General features: G+C 44.8%; 7 protein-coding genes. 3 read left to right on the forward strand and 4 right to left on the reverse strand.

Features of this window, described 5'->3' with window-relative positions; all coding sequences use genetic code 11:
- Position 1: 1 nt before the first annotated feature.
- The 4 genes from RB604_RS04030 to RB604_RS04045 all read right to left on the reverse strand — a co-directional run bounded on the left by RB604_RS04030 (position 2) and on the right by RB604_RS04045 (position 8,611).
- On the reverse strand, positions 2 to 3,088 hold the full coding sequence (locus tag RB604_RS04030) for a SusC/RagA family TonB-linked outer membrane protein (RefSeq protein ID WP_005928075.1): 3,087 nt from the start codon (positions 3,086 to 3,088) through the stop codon (positions 2 to 4).
- Positions 3,089 to 3,315: 227 nt separating this feature from the next.
- The gene (locus RB604_RS04035; protein WP_309008674.1) at positions 3,316 to 5,133 is read right to left on the reverse strand and encodes a glycoside hydrolase family 35 protein; all 1,818 of its coding nucleotides are present in this window, start codon (positions 5,131 to 5,133) and stop codon (positions 3,316 to 3,318) included.
- A gap of 158 nt (positions 5,134 to 5,291) precedes the next feature.
- Positions 5,292 to 7,679 carry a polysaccharide lyase family 8 super-sandwich domain-containing protein gene (locus tag RB604_RS04040; RefSeq protein WP_055293902.1) on the reverse strand — a complete coding sequence of 796 codons (2,388 nt, stop codon included), beginning with the start codon at positions 7,677 to 7,679 and terminating at the stop codon, positions 5,292 to 5,294.
- Positions 7,676 to 8,611 (reverse strand): hypothetical protein, encoded by a 936-nt coding sequence (locus RB604_RS04045; protein WP_055293904.1) that lies wholly within the window; start codon positions 8,609 to 8,611, stop codon positions 7,676 to 7,678. Before RB604_RS04045 ends, RB604_RS04040 begins: the two co-directional genes overlap by 4 nt.
- Before the next feature lie 364 nt (positions 8,612 to 8,975).
- On the opposite strand from RB604_RS04045, the gene RB604_RS04050 reads away from it, so the two are divergent.
- From RB604_RS04050 to RB604_RS04060, 3 genes are all read left to right on the forward strand, one after another.
- Complete coding sequence (locus RB604_RS04050) at positions 8,976 to 10,082, forward strand: alginate lyase family protein (protein ID WP_055293908.1); 1,107 nt, start codon at positions 8,976 to 8,978, stop codon at positions 10,080 to 10,082.
- A 187-nt stretch (positions 10,083 to 10,269) separates the two neighbouring features.
- Entirely contained in the window at positions 10,270 to 11,505 is a 1,236-nt protein-coding gene (locus RB604_RS04055; protein ID WP_005928062.1) for a glycoside hydrolase family 88 protein, read from the forward strand.
- Positions 11,506 to 11,545: 40 nt separating this feature from the next.
- Positions 11,546 to 12,433, forward strand: a complete 888-nt coding sequence (locus RB604_RS04060) for a T9SS type A sorting domain-containing protein (protein WP_005928059.1) — start codon at positions 11,546 to 11,548, stop codon at positions 12,431 to 12,433.
- Positions 12,434 to 12,473: the final 40 nt, after the last annotated feature.

The raw sequence follows: 12,473 nt of genomic DNA on the forward strand, positions 1-12,473 counted from the left end.
ATTAAAAGTTAATGTTTACACCAAGATTATAGACACTTTGTTGCGGATAAACTTCTCCACTGGCATTTACGGTTTCCGGGTCGAAGTTATCGATCTTAGACCATGTGTAGAGGTTCGTTCCGTTCAAGTAAACTTTCAGTCCGGTCATTCCCAATTTGCGATAGATGGAAGCAGGGAATGAATAAGTAATCTGTACATTCTTCAGACGCAGGTAGGCGGCTGATTTCAGATGCAATGAGTTGATGTTTTTGTTGCTGTGTTTAGTTGCCATGTGTAGTGACGGATAGGATGCGTTCGGGTTCTCCGGTGTCCAATAGTCTTGATGTATTTTGGAAACCTGGCCACCGCCTGCACCGCCACCGAATTCATAACCGGCATTTCCGGCAAACAGTACAGAGGCATGAGCCGCTCCCTGGAATTGTGCCGATATTTCCAGGCCTTTCCAGATGATACCGGGAGTGACCGAATACATGATTTCGGGAATGCGGGAATAGCCGATGGCCACTTTGTCCGCTTCTGTCAGTGTGCCGTCTCCATTGCGGTCCCAGTATTTCAAGTCGCCCGGAATAATAGGGCCTCCTAAAGTTGTCTGGTCGGGAGAATGCTTGATTTCCTCTTCGTTCTGGAAGAATCCGAGAACTTGGTAACCTTTGAACTGGTCGATTCTGAATCCGGCAATTTTCTGATAATCGGGAGTTCCTGCGGGGTCATCATAGTTTATAACTTCATTTCGTGCAAAACTGTAATTGGCACGGATGTAATAATCTACTTTTCCGATGTGGTGGCGATGTGATAGTTCGAACTCATATCCCCAGTTCTTTACTTCACCCACATTCAGGTAAGGGCTCGACAAACCGATGATTTGTGGAGTGGAACGTCCTTGAAGAAGGATATCTTTACGATGTTCTTTAAAGAAGTCTGCGGTGAAAGTCAACAGATCGTTTGAAAACAGGCGGGCTTCCAGACCGATATTGCCTTTTAGGGCTGTTTCCCATGTAAGCAGCTTGTTTTCGTTTCTCTTTTCATAGATACCGCCATTGGTAGAAGGGTTGGTGGTTCCGAATCCGAAACTCGGGGTTCCGCCACCGGCATATATGCCTTGGGCAGCATATTCACCCATGTACAGGAAGCGGTCTTTGGATTTGTCATTACCTACCAGACCGATTGAACCTCTTACTTTCAAGAAAGGAATCACGTTTTTCACTTTTGCCATGAACGGTTCTTCAGAGATGACGTATCCCAATGAACCCGAAGGGAAGAATCCGAAACGGTGTCCTTTGGCAAAGTTCTCCGAGCCGTTGTATCCTAAGCTGACTTCACCCAGGTATTTTTCTGCAAATCCATATTCTACGCGGGCGGCATATCCCATCAATGCGCTTGGTATACTGTTTCCACTGGTTGTTTTCTGCTGGTTATAAACCAATATGGAGTTGATGTTATGCTTGCCGAAACGACGGGCATACCCTATCTTTAATTGTAGGTTCGTACGTCTCATCGGGTTGGTTTTCTTATCTTCTTTGAACCGGAACGGAGAATCCTCTCCCAACTGGTCGTAACGTCCGGAATTCGGTTCGTAATAATAAGTATCGATACCGTCCGTATAGACTTTGGTCGAACCGAAATTGTTGTTGAACGAGATGCTCATATCGAATGACAAGCCTTCGGTGATGAAACTCAAGTCGTTGTGCAGGGTACCTACCAGATCATAATAGTTGGTCTTCGAGTTTTCGTATCCGCTATATGCAATGGTAGAGAGCGGATTGCCCGAACCTTCCACACCGGCAATCGTGCCATCCGGATTATAGATCGGATGTCTCCAGGGTTCTTTGGCAATCAGTCCTTGGAAGAAGCTGCCCGATGCACCCGAGAATCCGTTCATCTCACCGGAACGGCCGGAGATATTGGCAGATACGGTCTGGTATTTGTTGATGTTCAAGTCGATGTTCGACCGGAAATTGAAGCGGCGGTAGTATACCTCCGGATTATAATCTTTCTGTAAGTCGCCATATTTAAACATACCCCCCTGGTTCAGGTATCCCAATGAAATGAAATATCTTACTACTTTGGTACCACCGGAAATATTAATATTGTATTGTTGCTGGAGAGAACCGCTCTTGTTGACCATTTCGTCATACCAGTTTACATCCGGATACCGGTAAGGGTCTTGTCCGAGGCGGAAACCTTCCAATGATTCGTCTGTCAGCAATCCGTTGTCTTGTTGCAGCGGATCTTTACCGTCGTTTTCCCATGCTTTTTTGCGGAGCAGCAAATGTTCGTATGAACCTAAGAATTCCGGAATCTGCGTAGGCCGTTGTAATCCCCAGTTGGCGGTAACCGAAATTTTAGGCTTTCCTTCCTTCCCTCTTTTGGTCGTGATCAGGATAACACCGTTCGCACCTCGAATACCATATACGGCAGTGGAAGAGGCATCTTTCAATACGGAAAGGCTTTCGATTTCGTTGGCATCGAGTTGGGAGAATGATTCTTGTTCCACACCGTCGATAATGATAAGGGGAGAAGCATCGTTGAATGTGGACTTACCACGAATCAGAATCGTAGCAGCGTCTTCACCCGGACGTCCGCCCGGTTGTTGGGTGATTACACCCGGAAGTTTACCAACCAATGCATTGGTTACGTTCGCTACCGGTGCGGCAACCAGCTCGCTGCTCTTCATCATACTGACGGCGCCGGTTACCGTTTGTTTCTTTTGTGACCCATAGGCCACTACCACAACTTCGTCCAGTGCATTCATCTGATCTTCCAGTACAATGTTGAACGAGGTCTTGTTGCCCACGATTACTTCGTATGTCTCGTATCCTACGTAAGAAATTACTAATACGGATTTGGGCGAAGGTACTTGTAATGTAAACTTTCCATCCAGATCGGAGATTGCTCCGATAGATGTCCCTTTTACGATTACGTTTACGCCGGGTAAGGTTTCTCCCTGGCTATCAGTGATCACACCCTGTATCTGGCGGGTCTGATTTGCTTCTGTCACAGCTCCGAGCGCGTGGCTCCAGCCAAGTTGCAGCAGCAATACACAGCAAAACACTTTTAGAAATTTAAAATGTAACGTTTCTGTGTTCATAGTCTTTTTAAGATTAAAAAATTAATGACTCGATAATTTTGCCGTTATGCGGGAAGGGCGGATCATACTCTCTTCCGAACGGTTGTGCAAATGAAATGCATTTTGTTTGCAATGGGTTGTACTCTGTGTACCGGTAAAATGGTATAATAGTGTATTCGGACAAAAATGCCCCCTAATAAAGACAATATATACCGGTTTTCAACAGAGTACAACCAATTATTACTATTTTATTCCAATGTTTCCACTCCTTGAATTACTCCCGGTTCTGTCTGGTGCATATCAAAGATGATAATTTCGTTGGTACCCTCTTTCAACCATACTCCCGGACAATACAGACGGTACTGCGGACCGACATTCCAGAAGCGGCCGAGGTTGTGTCCGTTGACGTAAACCAGTCCTTTTGTGAAGTCTTTCAGGTCGATATAGCAATCTCCGGCTTTATCGAGTTGCAGAGTGGTTTTGAAGAACATGCCCGGACGAACCGTATCGCTTTCTTTCAGATTGGATACATATTCCGATGACATCGGTATATTGAATGCCTCCCAGTTCATCAGTGTCATGCCGTTCAGGGTAACCCGGTCGGTAATACCTTTGCGGTCGATCATCTGTGCGGCAAAGTTGATGCGTCCCATGCTTTCTACCAGAATGTCCAGAACCGGATTTTCTACATTGGATACCGGGAGGTCGATGGTATGCTGGCCCAGGGTACGGTCGATGCTTCCGATATAACGTCCGTTCAAAAAGACGGTTGCGTAGTCGTGCACCTCGTCTACACGGAGCTTACCGCTTTTATGACCGATCAGTTTGGTGCGATACAAGATCATTCCTTCGTATTGTTTCATCATTTCCATCGGAACCGGCTGTACGATTTGTTTGGCGGCAGGCAGGTTGTCCCAGATGCTTGTATATCTTTTCGTTTCCGTGGCCGGGAATGTGATGGTAGGTATAGGGTCGGGGATCGGTACCAGTTTCTTTTTGCTGTATTTCTGGGTCAGTTCACGCAAAGCCATGTATTTGGGAGTAGCCTGGCCCATCTCATTGATAGGCGCATCATAGTCGTAGCTCGTTACGTCCGGTTGGTATGTTCCGGGTTGCGGAGAGTTGGCTCCGGCCCAGAAACCGAAGTTGGTTCCGCCATGGATAACGTAATAGTTGAATGACTTGCCGTTATCGAGCAGCCACTTTACGTCTGTGGTAATTTTCTCGATGGACGGATGTTGCCACTCTTCACGCCAGTGGGTAAGCCATCCCGGATAAAGTTCGGAACAGAAAACACTGGCATCGGGATGTACCTTCAGGGCTTCGTCGAATTCTGCTTTTGAGGCGGCCGGGTCCAGTCCGATGGCTACTCCCGGCAGTGTTCCTGCTTCGAGCATATAAGGAGTGGCTCCGTCTGCCGTATAGAAAGGTACTTCGATGCCTTTGTCACGCCAAAGGTCGTGCATCCATTTCATGTAAATACGGTCGTTGCCATAGCTTCCGTATTCGTTTTCTACCTGCACCATGATGATAGGACCGCCGTTGGTGATCTCGTATTTCTTTATGATGGGGGCGATCTTGTCTACATAACGTTCTACTGCCGCTGTATACCGGGTGTCCATACAACGGATTTTTATATCCGGTATGGAGAGCAGATAAGGAGGAAGTCCGCCAAAGTCCCATTCGCCGCAGACGTAAGGTCCCGGACGGAATAACAGGAACATGCCTTCATCCTGTACGGTTTGGATGAATTTTTCCAGATTCTTATTGCCTGTCTGAAAATCGAACACTCCCGGTTCGCTTTCGTGATAGTTCCACATAATATAGCAGGCTACGGTATTGCAACCCATCGCTTTGATCATTTGTATCCGTTGTTTCCAGTATTCTGCCGGGATACGTGACGGGTGAATCTCGCCGGAGATGATTTGGAAAGGTTTGTCATCCAGCCAGAACTGGTTGTCGCCCAGACGGAAAGTGTGTGTGCCTTTTGTCTGTGCCTGAGCCCATGTACCGCTGCCTGTCAGCAGAATCAGTGTCATAAGAAAAGTGAAAAGTTTTTTTTTCATAAAATGATAGTTATTTAGTGGTAATTAGATTTCATGTACATTAATTTCCGCACTTCTGTCCTTGATACATGTGGATGATACGTAAGCCGGAGGATAGAAGGCGGAAATTAATTACACTTAAAAGTGCGTTTTTTCCATACAGGTCGATTTATAGAGTGTTAGAGGAGTTTTAGGGTGATGGTGGCGGGTTGTCCGCATTGTGCTCCTGTCGGGAGGGGCACTTTGATTTCATAGACTCCTTTTTTCTGTTTGGTGACCTCCTCGCCTGCCACGGGTACGGAAGTATATACAGTCAGGTTGTTCAAGTCTTTCTTCATGAAAGCATCTGTAACGGTCAGTATCAGTTTGCCGTCTTTCTTTTCTGCAAACAGGGCTGCCGGTGACGATACTCTGAATGTTCCCAACTTTCCTTTGGCTGTAGCGGAAGCATCGAAATAGACGGCACCCAATTTGGTCTTTTCCGGATTTTCTGCTGCTTGTAGCTGTGTGGTGTTGGCAAGTACGTTCGGTATTGCTTTGGGAAGTTCGCCTTTACAGTTCACCATGTAGGCATAAGTAGCGTCTTTTATCTCCCGCCCGTGTACAATTTCCATCTGGAATACGGGAACAGTCGTTTCCGGTTCGGTATTGGCTTTGCAAAGCCGTTTCCAGTCGGTAGTACGTTCTTCACGACGCCATTTCATTTCGCCGGATGTCTCTTTCGGGATTATTCCGTAAGCAAAACCTTCATGGCATATCCAGTCGATTTTTCCTTTTTTTACTGTTTCCGGTGCGGTCGGGCTGTAAGTCTGTTCGATGGTAGTTGTGATATCCCCCTCCTTTTCCGGTGAGAGATTCGTAATCCCTGCTCCTAATGCAAGGAATAAGTCGTCGAACATGAAATAGCTTTTGTATGCACGTACGCCATATATGTCCTTATTGACATCTTTGGCCTCGGAGTTGCCGGGATTTTCTTTCATCTTGGCGTTTATCTTCTGATAGATAAATCCGGTAGCGAAGTCTCCTTTTCCATCGGTGGCGCCGGCGGCAAAATTGTAAGAACTGGTATAACCGCTCCAATTCTCGATTGGTTTCAATGCGGTGGGAGTCTGGCGGGTAGTGACTCCCGGCCATGCAGTGAGATTCATGGCGCCGATAATATGGCGGTATTCACTGCCATCCCGCTGAAACAGGGTTACTCCGTCGGCACTGTAGAAATTATAACCGGCAGCACCGGGATAAGCACTTTCCAAACCATCCACCCGGATGGAGCCCATATTGATGAAGAGGTAATAATCGTTCGTTTTCTTTATCAGGTCGTCGTTGTTATAAAAATAGCGGGTTCCGTGATAATATCCATCGGGAGCGGATGTCATTTGCACATCCAAGCGGGAAGACTCTTCGGTGAACTGTTCCAATTCCTGTATTTCTTCGGAAGTGAGTGATGTACGCCAGTCTGCCAATAATGTCTTGGCAAGGATGTGTGAAGGCACATTGCCACGGCGGTTGTTTTTCCGCGTCATGTTTCCTCTGTCTACCAACGGTGGGATGATGCCTTTGTGGTGATAGAAAGCGGAACAACGGATATAGTGAAGCACCACCTCTACATTTTCCCGCGAAAGTTGTTTGGCCCACGGTGAGCCTTGCAGGTGTTTCAATATGCGGAAAGTTCCTTTTAGCCCGTCGATGGGATATCCCCATACAAGGCATTGCATTCCATGTCCCCATCCGGCACCGTCGGCGGTAGTTCCTTCTGTCCAGAAAGCGTCGTCGTAAGTGGTTTGCGAAACTACGGATAACGAACCGATCGCTACTTCGGACAATACATCTATCATCGGGATGGAACTCATCATCACGGCTGCTTCCAGTACCGGGCGATAGTCGAGTGCATTGCCTCCTACCCACCAGACGTGCTTGCGGAATCGTTCCACGCTTACTACATTCTTATCCGTTTCATCGTGTCTGTAAGGTTGTGTCCATGACTGGAAACCTACATCGAACAGTTTCTGATGCGCTGCAAGGGCAATTGAATCTTTCACTTCTCCTGCCTCGATACGGTCCATCAGATCGAGCAAGGCAAAGTAGGTTTTGACTGCGGCACGCGGGGTGGCGAAGCAGGAGGCATGGAAGCGTCCGGGGGCATCGTTGTTACGCTCGTTTTCCATCTTACCGTAGAAGGCAATGCCGCGTAATAAGGTTTGTACTCCCTTGTCCGACGGGTCGAGTCCTTTTACTCCACGGTATGAATCGGCTATAACCTGCAACCGTTCAAAACAGTCCCGGGTCAGGTTGTTGATTTGGATACAGTGCGCCATGTTGGTTCCGGCGGCATAGTTGTTGCGGATAATGATCTCCTCTTCCGGGCGCTTATCGGTAAAACGTCCGTCTGCATCGATCAAGGACAGGGATTCCGCTAACGTATAGTTGGTAACAGGAGTTCCGCTGATGTGTTTGGCAAACTCTTGTCGCAACCGGCGGATGGTTTCTTTCTTTCCGTTGTCTGTTGCATATAGATCACCGGTACACAAGAGGCCGATTAGTATCAAACAGGTTAATATCTGTCTCATAGTTTACTGATCTTTTGACGATAACATTGATTTTGTGTTACTACGTTTACCAGATATACCTTATTATTATCAAGTGGTAAAGCCAATGAAGCTTTTCCGTTTTCTACGGTAATCTCTGCTGCTGTCACTGCACATCCATTCGTGTCATAGACGGTGATATTGGCAGGGCCGTTTTCTACACCGCAAAGGGTGAGTTTTCCGTCGCTGTACTCGATTGCCGTTTTTTCGGCATTCGGGCCGGAGATACCTGTCGGTGAAGGGTTTACTACGATATTATCGATATAGCAGACGTGCTGTTGGTCTTCATACAGCACGACATTCGAGTTGTAGGTCGGCAGTATGGCTATTCCCAATACTCCATTGGTGAATTTGCTTATCTGGCTGGAATAGGCGGCTTTGTTGAATGTGAATGTGTAGGTAATCCATTTTCCTTCCGTGGTAAAGTCATAAACCGATTTATTGAGAAGTATGCCCTCGTCCTGTATAAGATCATTCGTTGTATTGAATTTCGAAAGCAGTTTGATACAGATGTCTTGTTTCTCTGCCGGGTCTTCCCAATCGTCTGTTTCTTTACCGATCACATTGAGCGGTTGATAGATCATAAACTCTACTACTTTCAGGTCGTCGATGGAGATAGGCGTGTCAAAGAGAAATTTCAATCCGTAGTTGCGTGCTTCCATAGAGGCATATTTCAGTACTTTTCCCGAATGGTTGCCTTCGGCGGATACCGGATTGTCTATCACTTCGTGTGAATACATCCAACGTGATTTGGGTTTATAGTCTCCCCGTTTTCCTGTGTTGCCGAAGCGGAAGAAATAAGGAGTTGTTTCATAAGTTTCAAAGTCTGCCCGGAAAAGTTCTTGTGCGAACATATTGCCGGAAAAAGAGATAAATGCTGTTAACAGCGCGGAAGTAATGATCTTGTTTTTCATAATTCAATCAATTTGTGAGGCTGATTTTGTTTTACTACTTACAAAAGTAGAGGATGTTGTGAAAATGGGATGTTGCCTATTGTCCGAAATAGATGATTTTATTGTCCGTTGGACGAAATGGGGATTATATTCCCTCGGGTGTCCCTTTGTTCTTGTCTTGAAGAAAGTTCTTCTCTGTTTTCCGCATTTTTAGCGGCCTGTGGGTGTTTTTATCCGTATTATGGGATTATATTGTCCGAAAGATAATTCGATACTACTGCCGATACAATACATCAACCTCAGTCTGCTGCATCTTCTCTACATTTGCCTCTGTGATCAGTTGGCGACAACTGTTTCCGTATTGGTTACATTAATATAATAGACGATGAAAAAGCACATTTTACTCCTGTTCCTGTTGGTAGGCACTTCGCTTACCGGAAAAGCTCAATCTACGGACAATGTAGATTTAATGTTTCCCAATCTGATGATGACTCGTTATCATTATGATAAGATGAAAGAAGATATTGAGAAGAAAGGCAATAATCCTCCTAAGAGCGCTTACATCAAACAGATGAGAAATCCGGCGGAAACAATTGTGAACAATGACCGGAAAACCACTCCTGCCGTTTCAACCTCCAACAATCCTAATAATGTGGATATAAGTGGTGAAATGAACGCTATCTACCAGCTTTGCGTGGTTTATGCATTCTCGCAAGACGATAAATTTCTGAATAAAGCTGTTGAATATCTGAAGGCGTGGGGAAAGGTGAATGTGGCCGTATCCAAATCAAATATTCACGAAAGTGTATATACACCGGCTGTAGAGGGATATAGCATTATTCGCAATGTGATTTCGCAGGCAGATAGAGACGAGATAGACGGATGGTTCAGAAAGCGTATCAATGTATTCATTAAGGATAATGATTTACGCGATAATAACTGGGGAACTTGTCTTATGCAGCAATTTTATTATTACGGTTCGGCATTGAATGATAAAAATGTAGTGAATACTTATTTCAGAAACAGGTATTCCGGTTGGGTGAAAAATAATCTATACGCCAATGGTACTACTACTGATTTGATGGGTCGTGATGCTTTTGCTTACCATTCTTATGATTTACTGTTCTTTGCCGAAATCTGTCATGGAATGGCTTGTTATGAAGGATATAAGGTAGCTGATGAATTTTATGCGCAAGACGTGAACTGGGGGGCTTCTATTAAGAAAAGTGTCGATTTCTGGAAACCTTATTTATTGGACCCGGCGAAGAATCCGCATACGGAATTTGTAGAAACGGAATGGGCACCCGATAAAAAACGTAGTGATTATAATAAACCTTATAGCCCTGCCGGAACAATGTATGTTGCCGATGAGCTTCTCGAAATGGATCAAGACCTTCTACGTGCTGTTGATAAGTATCGGGGCGGTAACCCATTTTATACCTGGCGGCTCACCCTTAGCAATCTGCGCTGGTATTACGGTGAAGAAGAGTGATTTTAGTAGTCAATTAGCCGATTAGTAGTCAAGTAGTTAAGTAGTTAAAGTAGTCAAGTAGGATACTACTGATTGTTAAGCTATATACTATCTGCTACTTACTACTAACGAAGTGATAACTACTTAACTACTTGACTACTACTAAACAGCTACTGAGAAAGAATATATAATGAAAATGTCAACCTATATGCGAATTATTGGACTATTATTGTTGAGTTGCTCTCTTTGCATGTCTTGCATGCAAGCGGATAAGAAGAAAGCACTCATTGAAGATGATTTTTTAGTTGCCGAACAGCATTTGAGTAATCAACTGAAAGCGGTTCCCGAACCTACTGTGTACCCACGTACTACGGGCAAGGACGGACAGTTGATTGCCACTCCGAAGAATGACTGGACGGAAGGATTCTATCCGGGATGTCTATGGTATATCTATGAACATAACCGTGAAGAGAGTTGGAAACAGAGTGCCGTCAAATGGACGGAAGCTTTGGAACCGATGAAAAAGCTGACAAGCCATCACGATATCGGTTTCCTTATCTATTGCAGTTTTGGTAACGGATATAGGCTTACAGGTAAAGAAGAATATAAGGATGTAATTATTGAAGCTGCCAATTCTTTAACTACCCGTTTCAGTGAAGTGACCGGATGTATCAAATCATGGAACTATCGTAAGGCATGGAATGGAAAGGATGAATGGTTTTATCCGGTGATTATTGATAATATGATGAACTTGGAGCTGCTCTATTTTGCTTCTAAAGTAACAGGTGATACGAGATATGCCAAGATAGCAACCACTCATGCGGAGACGACTGCAAAGAATCAGTTGCGCGAAGATTATAGCAATTATCATGTGGTAGATTATGATACGTTGACGGGAAAAGTACTTCATCAGGCTACCTGTCAGGGATTTTCTGATAATTCGGCATGGGCACGCGGACAGGCATGGGCTATTTATGGCTATACAATGGCTTATCGTGAAACGAAGAATCCTAATTTTTTGGAAATAGCCGTACATACAGCGGATTATTGGCTCAACCATCCGAATCTTCCGGAAGACGGGGTGCCGTATTGGGACTTTAATGCCGGGCAGGAAGGCTATGTTCCCGATTGGAAATATGATCCCGACCGTTTCAAAGTAGTTCCCCGTGATGCATCGGCAGCGGCTATTGCTGCTTCTGCCTTTCTGGAACTGGCTACGTACGTACCGAATGAAGATACGTACTACGATGCGGCTGTGAAGATACTTAAGTCGCTCTCTTCTCCGGCTTACCGGGCGGTACCGGGCACTAACAATAACTTTATTCTGATGCATAGCGTCGGTAGTATACCTCACGGTCAGGAGATCGATGTCCCTTTGGTTTATGCCGATTATTATTTTCTGGAAGCTTTGAACCGGTATGAACATTACAATTCGAAGAAATGAATTTCAATAACATAATTATTAACTTTTTAAATCAATTCGTATGAGAAAATTATTTTACGCAGTAGCATTGTTATTGGTAAGTGCAAACATGAATGCACAATCTTATTTTGTAGATGGTTATAATACCAGTTTTGATAGTTGGGTAGACATCAAGGATGCAGATGAAAATGTAATAGGTGTGAGACCGGCCGGCTGGGTATCTCCTTCAAACAATAACTGGACTTCGGGTAGCAATAAGGTAGAAGTGACTTTTGAAAAGGCAGAGAACCGTGACGGGGAAGCTGATAAGGCTTGTAAGATTATCGCTACCGGTATTGTATCTACTTGGTTTAGTTGGCATGTAGGTGTTACTCAAGTATCGAGTGTTTATGCAGAGGATTATATTGCCGATCCGTTTTTTATAGACAGAGGAGATGATTTCTATTATACATTTTGGGCAAAGAGTGATACGGACGGGACGAAAATGTATATTGGAGCTACTCAGTTGTACGACCCGAAAAACAATGGTGGTGATAGTGATGCGTGGTCTAAAGTTCCTTATGTAGAGCTTACTACCGAATGGAAACAATATGGTATTTATGTAGAGCTTGCCAAACTCGATCTTACTTCATTCGATATTCAGCTCAGAAGCAATGGAGTTCGCTATATCGACGATTTGGAAGTAGGCTATGGTGAAATTCCTGAAGGTGTAAGTATCATCGATGTATCTTCTGAGAAAGATGACTTCAAAGTCCGCTCTATTGACAACGGCATCTCTTTTGAAGGTGCAGCCGGTATGGTAACCGTATTTAATACATTGGGTTCGATGGTTGCTCAGAAAACTACTGATGGAGGAGCTGATACTATCAGTCTTACTGACGGCGGGCTTTATATTGTGAAGCTGCAAACAGCAGACGGAGAAACAGTCCGTAAGGTAATAGTTAAATAAATAAGTATCTTTATTTTGAAATGCCGGAGACGGTTTACAT

Origin of the sequence: Bacteroides salyersiae, from assembly GCF_031172035.1 — a bacterium.
In the GTDB taxonomy this organism is placed as follows: domain Bacteria; phylum Bacteroidota; class Bacteroidia; order Bacteroidales; family Bacteroidaceae; genus Bacteroides; species Bacteroides salyersiae.